This is a genomic window from Bacillus sp. AC266 (assembly GCF_979253805.1).
The window spans coordinates 417,613-436,690 of the sequence record NZ_CEEDEC010000001.1 but is presented as its reverse complement, the minus strand read 5'-3'; the positions used below and the strand labels follow the sequence as shown (position 1 = coordinate 436,690).

At 34.9% G+C, this 19,078-nt stretch carries 22 protein-coding genes, 1 pseudogene and 1 riboswitch; of the genes and pseudogenes, 9 read left to right on the top strand and 14 right to left on the bottom strand.

Annotation, left to right across the window (positions count from 1 at the left end; genetic code table 11):
- Positions 1 to 4: 4 nt before the first annotated feature.
- From AC0IXC_RS02190 to AC0IXC_RS02180, 3 genes are read right to left on the bottom strand one after another with little or no spacing between them, the layout of a single operon-like run.
- Positions 5 to 895: an AraC family transcriptional regulator gene (locus AC0IXC_RS02190; protein ID WP_215589833.1), complete on the bottom strand. Its 891-nt coding sequence runs from the start codon at positions 893 to 895 to the stop codon at positions 5 to 7.
- A gap of 47 nt (positions 896 to 942) precedes the next feature.
- Positions 943 to 1,413, bottom strand: a complete 471-nt coding sequence (locus AC0IXC_RS02185) for a GNAT family N-acetyltransferase (protein ID WP_193654340.1) — start codon at positions 1,411 to 1,413, stop codon at positions 943 to 945.
- 17 nt (positions 1,414 to 1,430) lie between these two features.
- The gene (locus tag AC0IXC_RS02180; RefSeq protein WP_193654339.1) at positions 1,431 to 1,832 is read right to left on the bottom strand and encodes a DUF3980 domain-containing protein; all 402 of its coding nucleotides are present in this window, start codon (positions 1,830 to 1,832) and stop codon (positions 1,431 to 1,433) included.
- 96 nt (positions 1,833 to 1,928) lie between these two features.
- Here AC0IXC_RS02180 and AC0IXC_RS02175 point away from each other — a divergent pair.
- Positions 1,929 to 2,030 (top strand): annotated as a pseudogene (locus tag AC0IXC_RS02175) (NUDIX hydrolase); the annotation flags it as partial.
- 73 nt (positions 2,031 to 2,103) lie between these two features.
- Here the strand turns inward: AC0IXC_RS02175 and AC0IXC_RS02170 are convergent.
- Positions 2,104 to 3,015 carry a DMT family transporter gene (locus AC0IXC_RS02170; RefSeq protein WP_341085681.1) on the bottom strand — a complete coding sequence of 304 codons (912 nt, stop codon included), beginning with the start codon at positions 3,013 to 3,015 and terminating at the stop codon, positions 2,104 to 2,106.
- A 124-nt stretch (positions 3,016 to 3,139) separates the two neighbouring features.
- On the opposite strand from AC0IXC_RS02170, the gene pdxR reads away from it, so the two are divergent.
- Both pdxR and AC0IXC_RS02160 read left to right on the top strand, forming a co-directional pair.
- Complete coding sequence (gene pdxR / locus AC0IXC_RS02165; RefSeq protein ID WP_215552106.1) at positions 3,140 to 4,582, top strand: MocR-like pyridoxine biosynthesis transcription factor PdxR; 1,443 nt, start codon at positions 3,140 to 3,142, stop codon at positions 4,580 to 4,582.
- An 80-nt stretch (positions 4,583 to 4,662) separates the two neighbouring features.
- Positions 4,663 to 5,103, top strand: a complete 441-nt coding sequence (locus AC0IXC_RS02160) for a YaiI/YqxD family protein (RefSeq protein WP_000708786.1) — start codon at positions 4,663 to 4,665, stop codon at positions 5,101 to 5,103.
- 86 nt (positions 5,104 to 5,189) lie between these two features.
- On the opposite strand, the gene AC0IXC_RS02155 is transcribed toward AC0IXC_RS02160, so the two are convergent.
- Positions 5,190 to 5,504, bottom strand: coding sequence for a DUF3892 domain-containing protein (locus AC0IXC_RS02155; RefSeq protein ID WP_353825166.1), 315 nt, complete (start codon positions 5,502 to 5,504; stop codon positions 5,190 to 5,192).
- A gap of 239 nt (positions 5,505 to 5,743) precedes the next feature.
- Between AC0IXC_RS02155 and AC0IXC_RS02150 the strand changes: the two genes are divergently transcribed.
- On the top strand, positions 5,744 to 6,619 hold the full coding sequence (locus AC0IXC_RS02150) for a hypothetical protein (RefSeq protein WP_002127971.1): 876 nt from the start codon (positions 5,744 to 5,746) through the stop codon (positions 6,617 to 6,619).
- A 176-nt stretch (positions 6,620 to 6,795) separates the two neighbouring features.
- Here the strand turns inward: AC0IXC_RS02150 and AC0IXC_RS02145 are convergent, their stop codons facing one another.
- The 6 genes from AC0IXC_RS02145 to AC0IXC_RS02120 all read right to left on the bottom strand — a co-directional run bounded on the left by AC0IXC_RS02145 (position 6,796) and on the right by AC0IXC_RS02120 (position 11,816).
- Complete coding sequence (locus AC0IXC_RS02145) at positions 6,796 to 7,620, bottom strand: DUF2785 domain-containing protein (RefSeq protein ID WP_471652768.1); 825 nt, start codon at positions 7,618 to 7,620, stop codon at positions 6,796 to 6,798.
- A 290-nt stretch (positions 7,621 to 7,910) separates the two neighbouring features.
- On the bottom strand, positions 7,911 to 8,453 hold the full coding sequence (locus tag AC0IXC_RS02140) for a GrpB family protein (RefSeq protein WP_002142334.1): 543 nt from the start codon (positions 8,451 to 8,453) through the stop codon (positions 7,911 to 7,913).
- Positions 8,454 to 8,502: 49 nt separating this feature from the next.
- Positions 8,503 to 9,165, bottom strand: coding sequence for a hypothetical protein (locus AC0IXC_RS02135; protein WP_471652523.1), 663 nt, complete (start codon positions 9,163 to 9,165; stop codon positions 8,503 to 8,505).
- 143 nt (positions 9,166 to 9,308) lie between these two features.
- A complete protein-coding gene (locus tag AC0IXC_RS02130) occupies positions 9,309 to 10,052 on the bottom strand; it encodes a metallophosphoesterase family protein (RefSeq protein WP_471652522.1) in 744 nt (247 codons plus the stop codon).
- Positions 10,053 to 10,065: 13 nt separating this feature from the next.
- Entirely contained in the window at positions 10,066 to 11,004 is a 939-nt protein-coding gene (locus AC0IXC_RS02125; protein WP_471652521.1) for an aminoglycoside phosphotransferase family protein, read from the bottom strand.
- A gap of 14 nt (positions 11,005 to 11,018) precedes the next feature.
- On the bottom strand, positions 11,019 to 11,816 hold the full coding sequence (locus tag AC0IXC_RS02120) for a VOC family protein (protein ID WP_002032964.1): 798 nt from the start codon (positions 11,814 to 11,816) through the stop codon (positions 11,019 to 11,021).
- A 207-nt stretch (positions 11,817 to 12,023) separates the two neighbouring features.
- Between AC0IXC_RS02120 and AC0IXC_RS02115 the strand changes: the two genes are divergently transcribed.
- Entirely contained in the window at positions 12,024 to 12,926 is a 903-nt protein-coding gene (locus AC0IXC_RS02115) for a sulfite exporter TauE/SafE family protein (protein WP_002127976.1), read from the top strand.
- Positions 12,927 to 12,966: 40 nt separating this feature from the next.
- On the opposite strand, the gene AC0IXC_RS02110 is transcribed toward AC0IXC_RS02115, so the two are convergent.
- Positions 12,967 to 13,416 (bottom strand): GNAT family N-acetyltransferase, encoded by a 450-nt coding sequence (locus AC0IXC_RS02110; protein WP_471652520.1) that lies wholly within the window; start codon positions 13,414 to 13,416, stop codon positions 12,967 to 12,969.
- 385 nt (positions 13,417 to 13,801) lie between these two features.
- Positions 13,802 to 13,994: riboswitch (Lysine riboswitch) on the top strand.
- Between the two features lie 112 nt (positions 13,995 to 14,106).
- On the opposite strand from AC0IXC_RS02110, the gene AC0IXC_RS02105 reads away from it, so the two are divergent.
- From AC0IXC_RS02105 to AC0IXC_RS02095, 3 genes are all read left to right on the top strand, one after another.
- On the top strand, positions 14,107 to 15,573 hold the full coding sequence (locus tag AC0IXC_RS02105) for an amino acid permease (protein WP_016095732.1): 1,467 nt from the start codon (positions 14,107 to 14,109) through the stop codon (positions 15,571 to 15,573).
- Between the two features lie 119 nt (positions 15,574 to 15,692).
- Entirely contained in the window at positions 15,693 to 15,998 is a 306-nt protein-coding gene (locus AC0IXC_RS02100; protein ID WP_002013598.1) for an iron-sulfur cluster biosynthesis family protein, read from the top strand.
- Positions 15,999 to 16,031: 33 nt separating this feature from the next.
- Positions 16,032 to 16,802: a DNA alkylation repair protein gene (locus AC0IXC_RS02095; protein ID WP_088039675.1), complete on the top strand. Its 771-nt coding sequence runs from the start codon at positions 16,032 to 16,034 to the stop codon at positions 16,800 to 16,802.
- A gap of 97 nt (positions 16,803 to 16,899) precedes the next feature.
- On the opposite strand, the gene AC0IXC_RS02090 is transcribed toward AC0IXC_RS02095, so the two are convergent.
- Positions 16,900 to 17,391: a DUF2716 domain-containing protein gene (locus AC0IXC_RS02090; RefSeq protein ID WP_326996274.1), complete on the bottom strand. Its 492-nt coding sequence runs from the start codon at positions 17,389 to 17,391 to the stop codon at positions 16,900 to 16,902.
- A gap of 197 nt (positions 17,392 to 17,588) precedes the next feature.
- Here AC0IXC_RS02090 and AC0IXC_RS02085 point away from each other — a divergent pair, with 197 nt between their 5' ends.
- The gene (locus AC0IXC_RS02085; protein ID WP_326996273.1) at positions 17,589 to 18,353 is read left to right on the top strand and encodes a class I SAM-dependent methyltransferase; all 765 of its coding nucleotides are present in this window, start codon (positions 17,589 to 17,591) and stop codon (positions 18,351 to 18,353) included.
- 81 nt (positions 18,354 to 18,434) lie between these two features.
- Here the strand turns inward: AC0IXC_RS02085 and AC0IXC_RS02080 are convergent, their stop codons facing one another.
- Positions 18,435 to 18,959, bottom strand: a complete 525-nt coding sequence (locus tag AC0IXC_RS02080; RefSeq protein WP_002190054.1) for an NUDIX hydrolase — start codon at positions 18,957 to 18,959, stop codon at positions 18,435 to 18,437.
- Positions 18,960 to 19,078 lie beyond the last annotated feature (119 nt).

The following is a 19,078-nucleotide window of genomic DNA, read 5'->3' as shown; positions in this document are numbered from 1 at the left end:
ATGATTAAAAAGGTTCGATAGGTACATATATATCGACTATATGTTTATTTTCCGGGTGCTGCCTTGGGTCATTTTTATACATTTCAAAAGGATATGAATCTCTCGGCTTATATCCGCTATTTGGGAGCCATTCACCGTATAAGAAATCCCATGCTCCTTTATATTCCTCTTGGAATATTTCAAAATGACCTATCGCATACTTGCCTGAAGGTATTACCATTATTCCAATGTCGCTCGTTTCTACTGCGGACTCATTCGGAATTGTTACACATAAACTAGTTCTTAAATGATTGTCCTCAGTAAATTCATGATGATCGTGGTAAATGGTTAATACTTTCGTATCCTCAAATACATGATAGTTTTCCCTCGCTGCGTAATGAAATAATTTCTCTATCATTTTTGGAAAATCTATAGCTAAATCTTTATATGTACCTACATGTCTTATGTATGCGACGTTTACTTTGTCCGCTGTTACAATTTCGACCTCTCCTCGAACCTTCTTACACTCATTGTATTGAGAATCTTCGCTAACGTCTTTGCAATTCTTGCTATTGTGATTTCTATAGTGAGACGGACTTACTCCGTAATAACTTTTAAATGTCCGGGAGAAAACTGCTGAATCTGTGAACCCGAAGTAATACGCAATGTCTGTAATCGTCATATCTGTACGATAAGTAAGAAGGTGTGTTGCCCTCTCTAATTTCAAACGATTCACATACCGAGATAACGGCTCATCCATCATCCCTTTAAAAATTCTATGAAAATGAAATTTTGAAAAGCCTGCCACATTAGCTAAATCTTCAATTGAAAGTGAATCATTTATATGTGATTCTATATAGTCTTGCACTTTATAAACACGTCGTAAATACTCGTTTCTACTTTGAGAACTCTCCATATTTATCCCTCCTCACAACAAAAAGACTAACTTCACGTTAGCCTACTTTACACATTTTTTAAAAATAAAACTCTACTCCCGCCGTTCCCCTCATAATTTGTATGTACGGATACACCTTCTATTTCATCATCCCCAGCTTCAATTTGAAATCCGATTTCTTGATGAAATTCAATTGATTTTTTATTAACTGGTGCCGTTATCGCTTTTACAACTTTACGGTTATTTGCACGAGCGACATCGAAGAAATAAGAATATAACGTCGATGCGATTCCTTTTCGTCTAAACTTCGGATTTACACCGATAAAATGAACGTACGCTTCATCTTTATGCGTTTGTGAAAAAAATCCACATAAGAAACCTAACGTTTTCCCATCTTCTTCAATGATAAAACTCGTTTCTTGAAAATGGACGAAAAACAACTTCGGCAACATACTAGCCATATCTCTTCCGCCCCACCAATCATTTAATACAGAATGAATATTTACATAATCTTCCCCTTGAATATTTCTTACTCGCATGTATTTCTCCCTCTCACTCACTTCATTTTTTCATAAATTTTAATGACTGTTTCTACTAATAGGATGAATACCCAAATACCGCAAAATACAAGTACAGACTGGAATATGGATCCAATAATAATAACACCAACTGCACCTGATCCTGAAATTGATACTTCCCCAAATCCTGGATCATGTATAAGCGATCCAGCAGAAAAAGCCATTAAAATTGATCCTATTAAATAAATAACACTCATTATTTTTAATATTTTTATAGAAAGATACGAAGTTTGTTCTTCTTCCACTTGTGATAATTCGATTTCCCCGCTCGCAATTCCTTTTTGTAGACAATCTTCACACAAAAATTCTCCCTTAATTTTTTTACCACCGTGTATTGTACCTGTTATTTCTTTACACCTTGAACATTTTCGATTTATCATGTTGTTATCACTCCACTCCTATAAGATTATACTTATATAATTCTACATTTGCCTTAATATTCCTTTTATGTATTTTATAGAGAAAGGTCGTATTTTATGATTTCAAAACTTACATTTAGTTATAAAGAGCTTACTGTTCAGTATGTATTACGGCCTAGTTGCTATGCGGTTATTTTTAATAATGCTTGTTCAAAAATGGGCTGTTAAACAAGCGCTTTTATTACGAAATAAAAAATGATCTCCTTCTATATGAAAGAGATCATTTTTACTACTAACTTACTTTTTTCAAATTGAGAGCTGGCTTTTTCATTCCACCTTTTTTTACAACATATAAGCCGATAAAGATAATAAGTCCGCCAACGAGTTGCATCATATTGATTTGCTCTCCAATTGTTACAGCTGCAAAGATAACTGCGAACAATGGTACTAGATACATATAAACCATTACTTTCGTTGAACCTATTTTACTAATACCGACATACCACATTGCAAGTCCGAAGATTGTCGCAAAGACGATTGAATATGCTAGTGATCCCCAGCTTGGCGTATCTACTGGCCACGTTAATGTATTTACGTTGAATAAACAGTATATAACGAGAGGTACAATTCCAATTAAAGTAGACCATGATGTGACTCTCATTGCGGAGTATTTTGTGATAAGTGGTTGCGCTAAAATGGGATACCATCCCCACGCAATTGCTGCGACTAATCCAATTACATTTCCGAGCCACGCATACTCGTATGTAGCTCCTCCCGTATGCCCTGTTAATAAAACGAATGCTGCACCAATAAACGCTACTATTGAACCAATTTGTACTTTCATCGAAAAACGTTCTTGTTTGTGCAATACTGCTAATATCCCTGTAAAAATAGGTGACATCGCAATTAATAATGAGGCGTTCGTTGCTGAAGTATATTTTACAGATAGCATAAACATCGTTTGATACATTGCCGTACCAACGATACCGACTGCTACTAATCGTAACCAATCTTTTCTTTCAATACGTAATGAGCGTTCCATTAAAAATGTAATAAGTAATAATACCGGTGATGCTACTAAAAATCGTAAACTATTAAATTGAATGGATGACATATATGCCACGCCATACTTTCCAATTGTATAATTTGCTCCCCATACTAATGCTACTGATACTAGGAGCCACTCCATTTGCCATCGTTTCATCCGAATCTCCCCTTCCCTATTTAGCATAGTAAAATTGGCTGGATATAACACCGTCCAATTGGCTGTTTTTTTACCCAGCCAATTTGTTATACTTGATGTATATAAGAGATGCGGAGGCGTTTGTATGGAATGGAAGCTAGATAACGACAGTAAAATCCCTATTTATCAGCAAGTTGTTGACTTTATTGAAAAACGTATTACATACGGAGAACTTCCTCCAGGTAGCTTCCTCCCTTCAGAACGGAAATTAGCGACGCAGTTAAACGTAAACCGCAGTACGGTAACGACTGCTTATAATGAACTACGTGCTATGGGAATTGTAGAAAGTACAACTGGTAAAGGTACACGTGTGAGTACACATATGTGGGGTGTTTCTCCCACATTAACGCCGAACTGGAGAGGTTTCGTAGAAGGCGGGACTTTCTTACCAAACTTACCGTTACTTCGCCATATTCGGGCAGAAGTACAGCAAAATGAAAACATTATTGACTTTGCAAACGGAGAGCTCGGTTGTAACCTCTATCCTCACGATCAACTTCAAACGATATTACGAGAACAACCGTTAACACAGTCATTAAGTTACGATCATCCGCAAGGGTATCTCCCGCTAAGACAAGCGGTCGTAAAATATATGAAGGAATATTTAAAAGTTGAAGCGACCGAACAATCGATTATGATTACATCCGGTGCCCAACAAGCACTCCACCTTATCGTTCAATGTTTATTAAACCCAGGAGATGCAGTCGCTTTCGAAAGTCCTTCACACTGTTACTCATTACCACTATTCCAATCAGCAGGTATTCGTATTTTCCCATTACCTGTCGATGAACATGGTATTAATCCAGATGATGTGCAAGAGTTGTATAGAAAGCATCGTATTAAAATGATTTTTTTAAATCCAAATTTCCAAAATCCTACGGGAACAATGCTACATCCAAACCGTAGAAAAAAACTTTTATCACTTTGTGCGGACTTACGAATTGCAATCGTTGAAGATGACCCGTCCAGTTTACTTACGTTAGAAAATAAACAACCTTGCCCTACTTTAAAATCGATTGATGAAAACGGAACAGTCATTTATGTTCATTCCTTATCAAAAATGATTGCGCCAGGGTTACGAGTTGGCTGGCTTGTCGCTCCGCAGTCTGTCGTAGAGCGATTATCAGATGCGCGTCACCAAATGGAATTAGGAATGAGTATATTCCCGCAGTGGCTTATACAACAATTTTTCGAAACTGTACCATTTCAGTCGCATATCGTACCGTTACGAAAACAACTAGCAGAAAAAAGAGACATTATCGTTCGTGCCCTAAACGAACAACTTCACGATAAAATCTCTTTCTCAAGCCCAACCGGTGGTATATACATATGGGGAAAATTAAACGAACCGATAAACGAAAAACAACTCATTATGCAAAGCTTAAAACAAGAAATTGCCTTTATGCCGGGTAGTATTTTCGGTGCTAAAGACGGTTATATTCGTTTATCTTACGGGAAAGTGAATATTGATCAAATTGAAAAAGGTATTTCTCGTTTGCGTGAGGCTATTTTGGTTTGTGGAAAATAACTTTAAATAAAGCTTTCTCGTTTGACAAAAGAAAAATCTACCATTATCATCAACTCGAACCTAGTTTTAGGAGTGATAAAATGAAAATTTACGTTGATGCAGATGCTTGTCCTGTAAAAGATGTGATTATTTATGAAGCTACGAATGCTGAAATTCCTGTTACCCTCGTTACTAGCTTTTCTCATTATTCTAATGCGGAACAGCCATCAGGAGTAGAAACAATTTATGTTGATTCCGGAGCAGATGCTGCGGATTACCGGATTATGCAGTTAGCAAAAAAAGAAGATTTAATCGTAACGCAAGATTATGGTCTTGCTTCGCTAGCTTTAGCAAAAGGCTGTATCGTTCTACACCATAAAGGCTATAAGTATACGAATGAAAACATTGAACAATTGTTACAAACACGGTATTTAAGTGCAATGGTTCGAAAAAGCGGTAAGCGTACAAAGGGACCGAAACCATTTACAGCAGAAGATAAAGAGAAATTTAGAGCGCTCTTTAAAAGTATAATTGCACTTTAAAAATGAACCGTCTATTTGCAAGGAAAACTTCGCAAAACAAAGAAGAGAATATCCAAATGAACATTCTCTTCTTGAGGTTTACCTGTTTAAAATGAAGGTAAATTATCTAAGTTATTTTCCTTTATTCCATCCGGTTCACTACGTATAATATCCCTACCATACTTATGAAATACGTCCACATGAGCTAACTTCCCTGATTTTGCTTCACTAAGAGCAGTAATATAATCTAACTCTCTTCCACTACTTGTTTTAAAAGCAATCAAATCCCCATCATCATTTTTACGAACAGCAACTATTTGTTCTACTCCTGAATTGACTTCATGGTCTACTTCAAATTGAGCTTGCTCTTCTCCTTGATGTAAATAATCATTATAAACTTTTTGAAAATCTTTTTTATCCATAAAACTCACCTCCAAAACATTTTATTAGTATGTTTGGAAGGTGTTGGTTTTATGTGCTTCCTCCATCAAGTTCACAAAAACACACTCCCTCAAAGAGATAACCCGGATCATAATTTTTTCAATCTAATACAAATTCATTTTAGAATCCTATAGAGTATCTCTTAATTTAAGTGTTAATATTTTCCTGATAATATTATAATTTATTTATATCGAAAAGAAATATGAAATGGAGAATGATTATGTTGAATATAGATATTAATCGTTTAACTGATATTTGTTTAGAGTATCAGCAGTCTAGATTTTATGTTACTAAAATCCCTAAAGATTTCTTATCAATTGCCAAAAAACGTTTTTCTATACCAACGGATGACCAAATTTTTGCTTTTTTAAGTTGTAACTTGTTTGGATCAGGAAAATATGGTGTTTACTTTACAAATTCAGGTTTATACTGGAAAAATTGGCTGTTAGGTAAAGGAAATATAAAATGGGATCAATTAAATAAAGTGCAAAAAATTGAAATTGATAAAGATAGCTTTTTATCTTTTGATGCACAAAAAAGCTTTAATATTAACGGAAGTGATTATCCTCCACTGTTATTTAAAGAATTACTTATAACTCTTACAAATTCATTCCAAAATTCAAAGCAAAATGATATACATCCAGTTATAAAAGTTGATGAGATAAAATCAACCTGTTCTTTGTTTGAGACGTACAATGAATTATTAGAACCTGATAATGGGTTATTTGTAGACACTCATATTTCACACAAAAAATTAAAAGAAATTGGGGCACGATACATTGTTTCAAAAGAAGAAGAAATCATTGCTTTTTTAGATACATCTGTCCTTGGTAATTTGAGTAAAGGATCCGATGGAGTATTAATTTGTCAATCAGGTATATATTTTAGAGAAACTTTTGTACACTTGTATTTTCCATGGCATGTCTTTAGGAATATCCCTATTACTTTGACTTCAAATGAATTAGAAATCGGAAAAGGAAACATATTTCATCTTCAACATGCTAGAATGCCTAGTCAAGAGATTCTATTATTCATCAAGAATTTAAAACAGTATGTTAATAGTTTATATGAGGAAAATCCACAACTACATATTTAATACATTCGTTATTACATATAAGCTCGTGTATATTTAAGTCTAAAATTTCAATTCAACTAAAAAAAACCGATTATTTTTGTAGGGAACCTACAGGTATAATCGGTTTTTTAATCTTATTCTTTGCTTACATGCTCATTTATAATGGAATCTAGTGATAGACTAGATATTCTGCTTTTTTAATATCTACGCAATTTCTCCAAAGTCTCCAATATATCATCTGTAAAGGCAGTAGCGCCCTCTTTCTCTAAAGCTCTGAAATATAAACTTCTTAAGAAAGCTCTAATATTTTGTACTAAAATATCATGTTGAGGATGTGGGATATCTTCAACAATTGCTATACTATGTAGCCAATTGCTCCACTCTTCTTCAGTTAAAATATTTTGGTCACGCAACGACATAATTGGCGTTACTAATCTCTCATCCTCAAAGTGTATGTATACGTAGTCATTCAATCGAACCTTCTGACGAACAGCAGCTAGTATTGCATATGAAAACTCACGATTTTGTATTGTACGTGCTAAAGCATCTAGTGCATCTGCCGCATGTGCAGTAGAATGTGCCCAGCCTTTTCCTTCTACGTAACCTCTTACATCTTCTTCTAAATAGACATATTCCAGAACTTGTTCTGCCACACTATACAGTTGTTCTTCAGATAACAGTGGTTCTCTTTCATGAACAGATAAAATAAGCGGCGGAATTAATACGGAGAACGCACGTTTAAATACAGAATCTGTGCCCTTTTCACCAATTTTATAAAATAAATAATCAGGACTAATCGCTTGTAACATTAATCCTCGTAATTCTTTTTGTCTAAATACATCATTTGTAATCCATTTGTGAAGCGTACTATAAATCAAATCATCACGTAATTCAGCATCAGGTGATCCGATATAATCTAGCATCCACTGTGCATATGGATATGCATCTACATCTTCTGGCACAGCATAATTATTATTTTGAATTTGTTGTAATTCTTCTTTTAGTTCTAGTACTTCTGTCATTATATTTCCTGTCATTATATTTCCTGTCCCCTTTTTACGTTTTTTAACTTCTTTTCGCCTTATCCCCTGTAATTTCCCTCATAAAATTAAGTCGACTTTTAATATAGTTTTAGTCCCTATCTTTCTATGAACTTGATTCAATTATATAAATTTCTCCCGAGAAATAAAAGGAAATACATTGGAACACCAAAGCTTCTCACTTTGTTTGCATGCATTTCATGTAAGTTTAAGTTATAAAATAAAGTATTTTTTTCATTTGTATTCAAACGTATTTACAATCAAAAATTAAATCATTTTAGAACTCGTTTAATAAACTCTGTTTTAGCTTTTGTGTATGCTTCTCTATCTTGGTTATATCTTTTAGCTAAATCTTGTTTCAGATTTGAATAATCATAAACTAATTGTGGATTTTCTCGTAAGCGGTTACGAAATAAAAGTTGTTGCTCCCATCGCTCAGTTCCTTTAACCATTAAATGCAGGTGAGCTACACGCCTATTATTCTTCACTTTCACAAAGAACCTTCTCCAAGGTCTTTCATCTAATTCCGGGCCTACATAATGCCAATCATATATAGACAATTTTGCTGAAATATCGAGCACTCTATCAAATGAGTCTGTTTCAGCCATTAGATCAATGATAGGTTTTGCAGGTAAACCAGGTATGGATGTACTTCCTATATGTATTACTTTGCTAATACCGAGAGGAGTAAGCAGTTCATAAAGTTGCTGTTCTTCACATCGTCCTTTATCTTGCCAATCAGGATTTGCATTAACTATCTCTACTGACTCATTCGCCCATACAGGCCAATCGTTCGGATTATCTTTTTTATCCACCCAACACATCCCCTTTCACGAACTTTTTGCTATATAAACGATTTTAAATTCATTTAAATACAACTACCGGATCATCAAAATTACTATTCTGAAATATAACATTCGCACATTCTTTCGGATTATGCTCATCTATATACATCTTACAAGCCGCATGATATCTGTTTATAAACATTTTCTCTGCTTCTTCATAACTTCCAAAAGCCTCAGTCTCGCGCTCTGCACCACGGTTTCTCGCAGTCTCAAAATCTGTATCTACGAAAATTTTATAGTCAAATAGATACTCAATTTCTTTTTTCAATAAAAATGTTCCATCTACTATTAGCACCATAGTTGGCGAGGCCACTAGCGGCGTATTATGTACAGGCATGTCCGTTATTAAGTTATGAGAAATCGTTTCATACTGTAAATTCCCGTTAGGTCCTAAAGGTTTTAATAGCCTTTCTTTGAAAGCTGTATAATCGTGTGCATCTTCATAATACCCTCTTGCAGACTCTTTTCCTTGTGCATAACGAATCACTCTCGGGTTATGAAAATCATCAATGCTGGTGCGTATTACTTGCACTCCCCGATTTTTCATTTCCTCTGCCAGTTCGTTTGCAAATGTTGTCTTTCCTGAAGCTGTTATACTATTTACTCCAACTCTTATTGGATGGGTTAATTTTAACGTTAAAATATGATCAGCAATTTCTTTCATGTATTGTTTTCGGAGCATGACATTCCCTCCTGTATGTTGTTTACATAATATAATTGCAGTAAATTAAATTTATCGCTATTTGTTGGTAAATCGATATATTAAAAAAATCGTTGAAATATTTTAAGTTATGATAGATATATTTTTATTGATTTATATTTTCCTTATTCCCCCTTAAAACCTCGATATAAAGCAGTCCGTAACTCTTGTTTGTATTCCTCAATTTCTGGCATATCCAACTCTTCAGCTAATCGGATGGCTAGTTCAATATCATATGGTACACGTACGAGTTGAATCGAAAAGCTTGCTGCTTCTTTTTCATTGTATGTTCCTTCAAAAATTAAATAGGAAGCTTGTGTAATTTCAAGTGGATTACCTACACTACCAGCATTACATAACGTTTTCCCTCTAAAATTTTGCACATACGCCTGATGAACGTCACCGTAACAAACGACATCTGGTTTTCTTTCCCCTTCTATATTCTCTGTGAGCTCACTATTTTCGAACATACTAATACGCTCTTCTCTTGTTGCATGTGGTTGAATTCTTTCATATAAACTTCTTGGTGAAGCGTGGAACATACGAATGAGTTTGCCGCTCATAAAAAATTCGATTGAAAATGGTAAGCTTCTTAAATAGTCATTTTGTTCTTCTGATAATTGTTTTTGATGCCATTTTAACGATTCAAATTCAGTCGGTTTTGTAATGAAATCATCCCAGTTTCCCATTACGGTTCCTTCACATTCTTTACGAACGATTTCAATTACTTCGCTAGAATGCGGACCTTTTCCTACTAAATCTCCAAGACAAATAATACGTTCAATTCCTCTTAATTTAATATCTTTCAGTACTGATTCTAATGCCGGAATATTACCATGTATATCTGAAATTACCGCAATTTTATCCAAATGAATCCCTCCGTTATTTATTGTTTATTATATCCTCATGTTGTGATTGATACCATTTTGGAATATAAGATGAAAAATGATTATGATCTTCTATAATTCGGTTCAATCTTTCTTTCATATCCTCTACTAAATGTGGTGTAGTTCGGTTTGTCCATACGATATCCGCTGGGAATGTCATCGCTGCATATAATGAATACAGTTTCCAAAAGTGGATTGACGGATCGCCTCCGCAATAACCGTGAACTTGTCCAACCGCAAATGGTTTGCTTATTCTTGTAGTAAAAATCGCTACGTTATAAAAATCGTGTATTGGATCGCCAAAATCATATCCACTAAAATCGATAACGATAAATTCATTATTATGAATCATACTATTTGCTGGATGGTAATCATCGTGTAAAAATGTGATAGGCCGATTTTTCAATAAGTCTTTATGATTTTCTACAAAGGTTAATACTGGCTTCAAATCCAGAAAATTCACCTCATAATCTGCTAATGCCTCTATGTACCTTTCATACTTATTCCACCTAAATATTTCCCATTTATTACTTGCACTTTCTCTTTCTATCGAGTGAATTCTCTTTAATATTTCCCCTGCTTTTCTTCCTGCATTATACTGTTCTTCCACCGATAGCTTGCTTAAGCTCTCTTCACCATTTACACCTTGGGTCCATTCAAATACTTGAACACATTTATTTAATCCCTCAAGTTTTATGAAATGAATTAACTTCGGCGTTGGAATATGTAATAACTCCAATTGTTTCATATACATATATTCTTCTTGTTTTCGTTCATAATTAGAAGAATCACACACTTTTACAAAATAAGTTTCTCGATTCTCTAGGTCAATTTTATACTTCTCTTCATGTGAAAAACCTTTTGTAATAGCTGTACATTTTACAACACGTGACCACTCTAGTTTTCTTTCTATCTCCCTTAACATTTCTTCCACAAAACTCACCTCTATTAATATACGAACAAACTACCTAACACTTCATACTCTCGTTTATTTTCCCCTTTAAACTCCACTGCAAATGGATATTCGCCATGATGCTTCAAACGTTCTAGTACTAGCCCTTCTCCAACTGGTTCACAAAACTGCACATGAACATCACCAAACGATACACTTTGACACTCAGCATTCCATTCTTCATTTTGTATGATTGAATTTGCAGTTAGCTCCATTACTTCTTTCCATTTCCGCACTGTTTCTCGAACATTTTTCACCGTATAATGAATCGTTTCAATTTCTTGTACTTTATTTTTATGTTCAGTGATCGTCCCTATTTTACGTAAATCGTTTCTTCTTTCTTCATCCGTTTCATTCCACTGTATAAAGAATGGTAATTTCGGTCCATTCTCTTCTTGCTTTACAAATAACATTTTCCATTCTAAAAGCCGGCCATCTTTTCTCATCCGTTTCCCTTCAAATGGTCCTATCGTATGTAAGCCGTGCTTACTAAATTTAACTGCTAGTTCTTCAATTGCATCTGTTCGAATTGCGATTTGTAGCATCCCTTCTCCATTTTTTAATTTCACCACTGTTTCTTGTACTAATGGATTTTCTGCTTCTTTCGCTTTTTCTTCATGCTGAACTGCTAAAAATTCTATATATGATAAATCAAAATAACATAAACTATTCCAAGTACCCCAAGTCGTATGCTCACCGCCTAATGCAGTATGAAATCCATGCTCCTGCATTTGTTTTGCCGCTTCCTCCGGTGTACAATGCACTGCGTGAACGAGATGATCAAATGCTAACATAGTCTTTCTCCCCTTTCTCTCCATCCTTTTATTGTATATTTTATTTTTCTTTCGTTCAATTCAAAAAATTTTAAAACCCAGTTGATTTATACGATTAATGTGTATTATAATAAAACAAATTTAATTATTGCTGATTGGAAAAACCAAAGGCACTTTTCTCATACGGGAAAAGTGTCTTTTTCATTTATTATTACAGGGGGATTATTTATGCAGAAATTAATTGTCTTTGCTATTATTGGATTTTTCGCTCAATTGATTGATGGCGCACTTGGTATGGCGTACGGGGTAACGTCTACCTCACTATTATTAATGTTTGGTATCGCACCAGCTGTAGCTTCCGCATCAGTTCATTTAGCTGAAGTCGTTACAACCGCCGCTTCTGGTGCATCTCATATCAAATTTGGAAACGTTGATAAATATACAGTTTCCAGACTTACATTACCAGGAGCAATTGGCGCATTTATTGGGGCATGTTTTTTAAGCAATTTACCTGGTGATGTAATTAAACCGTACATTTCCATATTTTTATTTACTTTAGGGGTTTATATTTTATTACGATTCATCATTCAAAAACAAATTGTTTCTTCAAATAAGCGTATGTCTGCTAAACAACTTGTACCACTTGGCTTATTCGCTGGATTCGTCGATTCAACTGGCGGCGGTGGTTGGGGGCCGATTACGACACCTGTTCTTCTTGCAAGAGGAAATGAAGCTAGAAAAGTTATTGGATCTGTAGATACGAGTGAATTTCCTGTTTCACTCGCTGCAACGATTGGCTTTTTCATTTCACTTGGCTGGGAACAAGTAAGCTGGGTTTGGGTATTTGCCCTCATGCTTGGTGGTATTGTTGCCGCACCAATCGCCGCATGGTTAGTACGCATCGTTCCTTCTCATTTACTTGGCGTACTCGTTGGCGGACTTATTATCTTTACGAATATACGTACACTGCTTACTACATTTAAAGTAGATCCAACTATTATTTCACTTTCTTACGTTGCAGTTGGTCTTGTCGTTATTATATCTATTTTTATTGCTGTTCGTAATCATTCCAATCGTTCTAACGTATCGACAGCCGGCTATCCGAAAGATCAAAAACAAATGTTACCATAATTAATAATAATACCGCCCGATTTACTTCGAGCGGTATTTTTTATTTTTCTATTTTCCAATTGACCATCGTTTCAGTACTATTTACTCTTTTCATATGTAATTTCTCTAATACACGAATGGAGCTATAATTATCAAGGAGTGTCTCCGCTATAATCGTTTTCACTTCCCCTGTTTGAAAAGCCCATTTCATTAATTCACTAACTGCTTCTGTTGCATACCCCTTATTCCAATATTTCTCAATAAATCCGTAACCAATTTCTACCGTATGTTGCTCATTCGGTTTCCCTTTAAATCCTATATCACCTAGAACCACATCATCCTCTTTCCGAATAACATACCACGGTCCCCACGGTAATGAAGCCACATCTCGTTTCACATTTTCTATATGCCCTACAATATGTGGGCCACTATTGTATCCTTGATTATTCGCAATTTGAATCCATTCTTCTGTACACGGTACTATATATAATCTTTCCGTTTCTAATTTCATAATGATATCCCCTTTTCAATTAAACAATACCTCAATTTTATCAGAAATAAAAAGAATATTCATTCTATTTATCGGATTTATACTTATTTCTTTGAAACGAATTTAAGGAATAATCCCCTTTTAATAGTTATGTCGAATTATATTTTCTGAATTTTCTTTTAATTTTAAAGGGTTTTTCAATATTTTTTGCGAAACATTTGTATAACAATTTTTTCTTTGCTTATTGTTACATAAAAGTAGGTTCGGGTGGAGTTTTGCAAGCGTTTCCTATACAATAACCGATATTTTTTGACTTTTCCTAACAAAATCCCTTGCAATATATTCAGAAAGTCATTACAATTGCCATATATTAAATATCTTAGCAATATATAAATCCTCATCAATCCGATGAGGTAGAGGTTGCGACTTTTAAAAGTAAAATGGACGAGACACAGCGAATGTCACTGACTCCGTTTGAAAGGAAAAGTTGCCGAAGTTTATATTTCTTCTCTGGAAATATGAGCTGGGGCTGTCTCCGAAAGGAACAGAACTGTCACGTTTACAAAATTACCGTGTAAACGTGGTGTGCTATCTTAACGGAAGGGTATGATGGGGTGGTTATTTGTGAAACGTTCCGCCTAATTCCTTTGGCGGTTTTTTGTATTTTTCTCCCCCGCTCCTTCCTAACCTACAAGAAAAGGAGTGTTGAACATGAATAGCGCAACAAATCAATCTACCTCTAAAACGCAAACTACACAAGGACAAGGTGAATTAAAACGCGGATTAAAATCTCGTCACCTTACGATGATTTCTCTCGGTGGTACAATTGGTACCGGATTATTTCTTGCCAGTGGTGGTGTTATCCATTCAGCTGGTCCTGGCGGTGCATTAGTCGCATATGCCGCAATTGGAATTATGGTTTATTTTTTAATGACAAGCTTAGCAGAACTCGCGGCTTACATGCCTGTTACTGGATCTTTTAGTACTTATGCAACAAAATTTGTTGATCCATCACTTGGTTTTGCACTTGGATGGAACTATTGGTATAACTGGGCGATTACGATTGCAGCTGAACTAGCGGCCGTAACATTAATTATGAAATTTTGGTTCCCAGATACCCCTTCTCTTATTTGGAGTGGACTTTGTTTAGCTATTATTTTTCTCTTAAACTATTTATCTGTTAAAGGTTTTGGTGAATCTGAATATTGGTTCGCACTTATTAAAGTAGTTACTATTATTATCTTTTTAATTGTCGGTTTTATGATGATTTTTGGAATTATGGGCGGCGAATCTGTCGGCTTTAAAAACTTCACTGTTGCAGATGCACCATTTAATGGCGGCATCATGGCAATTATCGGTGTATTTATGGCTGCTGGTTTCTCATTCCAAGGAACTGAATTATTAGGAGTAGCTGCTGGTGAAACTGCTGATCCAGAACGCAATATTCCAAAAGCAATTCGTTCTATCTTTTGGCGTATTATATTATTCTACATTTTAGCAATTCTCGTTATCGGTTTATTAATTCCTTATACGACTGATAGCCTTGCAGCAAGTGATGTTACAGTAAGTCCATTTACACTTGTATTTGAAAAAGCGGGCGTTGCCTTCGCTGCTTCTGTTATGAACGCTGTTATTTTAACTGCAGTACTTTCTGCTGGTAACTCTGGAATGTACGCATCAACTCGTATGCTTTGGGATTTAGCTCGCCAAGGAAAAGCACCAAAGTTCTTAGGAAAATTAGATAGCCGCGGTGTACCTGTTAACGCATTAATCGCAACATCAGTAGTTGGTAGCGTCGCTTTCATCGCTTCTTTATTCGGTGACGGTGTTGTATACATTTGGTTATTAAATGCTTCTGGGATGTCAGGATTTATTGCTTGGGTAGGGATTGCTATTAGTCATTACCGTTTCCGTAAAGCTTATATTGCACAAGGGAAAGATTTAAAAGATTTACCATATCAAGCAAAATGGTTCCCGTTCGGTCCAATCTTTGCATTTACACTTTGTGTTATCGTTATTTTAGGTCAAAACTACGGAGCATTTACAGGAGCATCTATCGACTGGAACGGTGTACTCGTTTCTTACATCGGTTTACCACTCTTCTTAGTACTATGGTTAGGTTATAAATTTACTAAGAAAACGAAAGTCATTCCACTTGATAAATGTGAACTGAAATAGAGTATAGCAAAACGAGCAAACAAATTTGTTTGCTCGTTTTTTTATTACAATTCCATTTACTTCCCTATTTCTTATCTTTTTGCAATAATAAAGTAAATACACTTAAAGGTTGGGATCACATGAACATTCGTATTACTGATGAAGCAAAAGCTGCTATACATAGACTAGAACGTGAAGACAAAAAGATCATTCGTATTAGAGGAACTATGACAAACTCTTGCAGCATTTTTGTTGATGTTGATTTAATTTGGGATACATATAATGCGGATGATGTTGTATATGAAGATGAACAGCTTATTATACAAATGGACTCATTCACGAAAGACTACACTGGTGGTACGTTAAAACTTGATTATAAAACAACTGGTTTTAGTATTACGACTCCAAGTGAGACGTTGGTGTATGGGTTGTCGATTAAAAAATAAACATTGTTTTTATCCGACCAATGGGGTGAAAAAATGGGTAAATATGTTCCGTTAAAATTTTTATTTAACGAAGAATTAGCAGAAAAAATGGCTGATTCTATTTCTAAACACGTTCCTAATTTCTCTAAAAAAAATTTTGTAGATTCCGTAACATATAAAGTTGAAAATTTAGAGTTAAAGCAACGTATAGAAGTAATAGCAGATGAATTACACAATGCATTACAAAAAGATTTTAATGAAGCAATACATATATTACTGAAAACATTAGGACCAGAAAATACAACAGAAGTCGGCACATTTACAAAGGGTTATATGTATATGCCTATCGCAAAATACGTTGAAAAATATGGGCTTAACGATTTTGACTCCTCATTCAACGCAATGTATGAAATAACAAAAAGAAATACTGCTGAATATGCCATTCGTCCTTATCTTGAAAAATACCATGAAGAAACCTTAGACATATTGCAGCAATGGTTACGTGATGAAAACAGCCACATCAGGAGATTAGTTTCAGAAGGTACTAGACCAAGACTTCCTTGGGCAAAAAAAATAGGAGCTTTGAAAGGTGACTTCAGAAATAATTTAAAGCTTCTTGAGCCATTAATGAATGACCCTTCTAAGTATGTTCAAAAATCTGTAGCCAATCACATTAATGATATTACGAAAGAAGATAACGAACTCGTTTTTCAATGGTTGCGAGAATTACTCGATAAAAACCATCCTGTTAATCCTTGGATTATGAAACATGGATTAAGAACGGTAATAAAAAGTGGGACTTTGCCAAAAGATTTTTGTTTTTAAGTATTTGTAAAGAAAGCAACAATCTATATGAAAACAGCTAATAATAAAAACGTTTATACTTCATTTGGAAGTATAAACGTTTTTTCTCTTTTAAACATTAACCCTGCCTTAAAATCTTATGAAACATTTCCGGTTTATGTTGATCAAAAGCATCTATTAATTCTTTTCCAAATATCGTTATACTCTCCTCCCACGGATGCCCTAAATAGCCCCACTTAAAGTCCTTCTGAATAAAGAAATAATAATCTCCATTTGGAAAAATCGGGATTGTCCACTCATCAAATTCATTTCTATCAAACTTTAAATGTGGATTTACCCAGTAACATTCATGTTGCCAATCAAGTGCCATTATATATTCATTCGATACCGTATTCTCTTTAAAAACTAGTAATGCTTTTTCTTCCAGGTCGTCATATACATCTAAATCTACCGACTCTCTGAAGTAATGAGAAATATCATATGTTATAAAGGGACTTGGCACCTTAAATGATGGGAATGTAGAATCACTTGGCGAAAACTCAAAATCACTATATACCCTATCCCATATTTGGTCGTACTCTTTGTCTGTAAACTCCATCCAATTTTTCATTAAACAACTGCCTTCCCCTATAATTTCAAAGGATTTTCACTCGATACTCCCGAATATATAAATAACCATTCTCGTAAGGAGCTAATTTATATGAATCTATTCGAACACGAAACATAAAACCGTTCCACTTTAATAAGAGGTCCTCCCTTTTTCTTTTCTTACTATATCATTTATTAACGAAATAGGAGGACAACAATATGAAACGTGATCCATTATTTTCAGCACTATTAGAAAGTGCAAAGACTAACTTTAGCGGCTGGGATTTCTCTTTCATTTCAGAAACTGGCCGTATGAATAGCGAGCCCCTATCATGGTCATACGGTAGCACTGCTTTCCAGCTTATGCAGCATGCAGAATCAATGCTAGATATGGGGACTGGTGGCGGAGAGTTTTTATCTATGTTACAACCGTTCCCGCCAACTATTTATGCGACTGAAGGCTATGCTCCGAATGTCCCAATTGCACGAAAGAAATTAGAACCTTTAGGAGTTATAGTCGTAGAAGTGACTGATGATACTGCTTTACCATTTCAAGATGGTCAGTTTGATTTAATTGTGAATCAACATGAATCCTATTCTGCTTCTGAAGTGAAAAGAAGTCTTTCCATCAATGGAACATTTCTTACACAACAAGTCGGTGGTCTTGATTGTGCGGAACTGAATGAGCAGTTTGGCACACCGCTGAATAGCGAATTTTCAAGTTGGTCACTCGAAACGGCATGTAGTGAATTAGAACAAAATGGATTTACTATTTTAGAAGCGAAAGAAGAATTCCCTCTTCAGCGTTTTTATGATGTCGGTGCTGTTGTCTATTACTTGCAAGCAATTCCGTGGCAAATTCCTGATTTTACAGTAGAAAGCTATAACGAGGAATTATATCGCATACATGAGATCATCTTGCAAAAAGGATATTTCGATGTGAAGCAACACCGCTTTATTATTAAAGCAAATTATGAAGAGTAAAATTTGAATTAGCATTCCTTGTAAAAAGCCAAATTCCCATAAAGAATTTGGCTTTCTCTTCGTTTTTTAACGTTTCTTCTCTTATTGAGAAACGAGATATTTTTCATATCGTTTTTTCGTATTATCTTCTATCAAAAGTGTAGTTTTGTAATCAATAATATTCCGATTATCATATATGAATATATGCTCTAAATTGTTGTCCTCACTTAATAATGTCGGTAAATATCTTTGCAAATTGCTAACTACACCTCTATTATCACCATCTAATATCCAATCAATTGACTTCCATTCTAATATACCTTCATGAGTGCTTACTGGCGTATCAATATGTACTCCATCTGGTAAATCAGCTAGGAATACATACATTCCCTCACTACCCAAAGGTTCGTCTTTAACTTTAAAAATAACATTCCCTTTATACGTTACACTTGGAAGCTCTATTCCCGTTTCCTCAAAGGTTTCTCTAATGACTCCTTCGTATGGCGTTTCATACTCTTCTATTTTCCCTCCGACACCATTCCACATTCCCATTGTCGGCTTCTTGTTTCTATTTAGTAAAAGTATTCTATCTCCTTTTCTAATGAAGCAAATTGTGTACTTATACATACGATCATTTCCTTTCATTTACATCTTCTTTTGTAAGCAATTCATTTTCCACATGTGTTATTTGGCTTATTTTCACGTGAAAACACTCGCCTTATAATCCCTTACCACATAATATATAG

Excerpts from the sequence above, each read along its gene's own strand:
- AC0IXC_RS02120 (WP_002032964.1), bottom strand. The coding sequence starts at position 11,816 with ATGTTAGCATTTGATCATCTCGTTCACGCAGTGCATTGTACACCGGAG.
- AC0IXC_RS02155 (WP_353825166.1), bottom strand. The coding sequence starts at position 5,504 with ATGGATAAAAAAGATTTTCAAAAAGTTTATAATGATTATTTACATCAA.
- AC0IXC_RS02160 (WP_000708786.1), top strand. The coding sequence starts at position 4,663 with ATGAAAATTTACGTTGATGCAGATGCTTGTCCTGTAAAAGATGTGATT.
- AC0IXC_RS02105 (WP_016095732.1), top strand. The coding sequence starts at position 14,107 with ATGAATAGCGCAACAAATCAATCTACCTCTAAAACGCAAACTACACAA.
- AC0IXC_RS02190 (WP_215589833.1), bottom strand. The coding sequence starts at position 895 with ATGGAGAGTTCTCAAAGTAGAAACGAGTATTTACGACGTGTTTATAAA.
- AC0IXC_RS02090 (WP_326996274.1), bottom strand. The coding sequence starts at position 17,391 with ATGAAAAATTGGATGGAGTTTACAGACAAAGAGTACGACCAAATATGG.
- AC0IXC_RS02085 (WP_326996273.1), top strand. The coding sequence starts at position 17,589 with ATGAAACGTGATCCATTATTTTCAGCACTATTAGAAAGTGCAAAGACT.
- AC0IXC_RS02170 (WP_341085681.1), bottom strand. The coding sequence starts at position 3,015 with ATGAAACGATGGCAAATGGAGTGGCTCCTAGTATCAGTAGCATTAGTA.
- AC0IXC_RS02115 (WP_002127976.1), top strand. The coding sequence starts at position 12,024 with ATGCAGAAATTAATTGTCTTTGCTATTATTGGATTTTTCGCTCAATTG.
- AC0IXC_RS02095 (WP_088039675.1), top strand. The coding sequence starts at position 16,032 with ATGGGTAAATATGTTCCGTTAAAATTTTTATTTAACGAAGAATTAGCA.
- AC0IXC_RS02080 (WP_002190054.1), bottom strand. The coding sequence starts at position 18,959 with ATGTATAAGTACACAATTTGCTTCATTAGAAAAGGAGATAGAATACTT.
- AC0IXC_RS02185 (WP_193654340.1), bottom strand. The coding sequence starts at position 1,413 with ATGCGAGTAAGAAATATTCAAGGGGAAGATTATGTAAATATTCATTCT.
- AC0IXC_RS02180 (WP_193654339.1), bottom strand. The coding sequence starts at position 1,832 with ATGATAAATCGAAAATGTTCAAGGTGTAAAGAAATAACAGGTACAATA.
- pdxR (WP_215552106.1), top strand. The coding sequence starts at position 3,140 with ATGGAATGGAAGCTAGATAACGACAGTAAAATCCCTATTTATCAGCAA.
- AC0IXC_RS02150 (WP_002127971.1), top strand. The coding sequence starts at position 5,744 with ATGTTGAATATAGATATTAATCGTTTAACTGATATTTGTTTAGAGTAT.
- AC0IXC_RS02110 (WP_471652520.1), bottom strand. The coding sequence starts at position 13,416 with ATGAAATTAGAAACGGAAAGATTATATATAGTACCGTGTACAGAAGAA.
- AC0IXC_RS02100 (WP_002013598.1), top strand. The coding sequence starts at position 15,693 with ATGAACATTCGTATTACTGATGAAGCAAAAGCTGCTATACATAGACTA.
- AC0IXC_RS02145 (WP_471652768.1), bottom strand. The coding sequence starts at position 7,620 with ATGACAGAAGTACTAGAACTAAAAGAAGAATTACAACAAATTCAAAAT.
- AC0IXC_RS02135 (WP_471652523.1), bottom strand. The coding sequence starts at position 9,165 with ATGCTCCGAAAACAATACATGAAAGAAATTGCTGATCATATTTTAACG.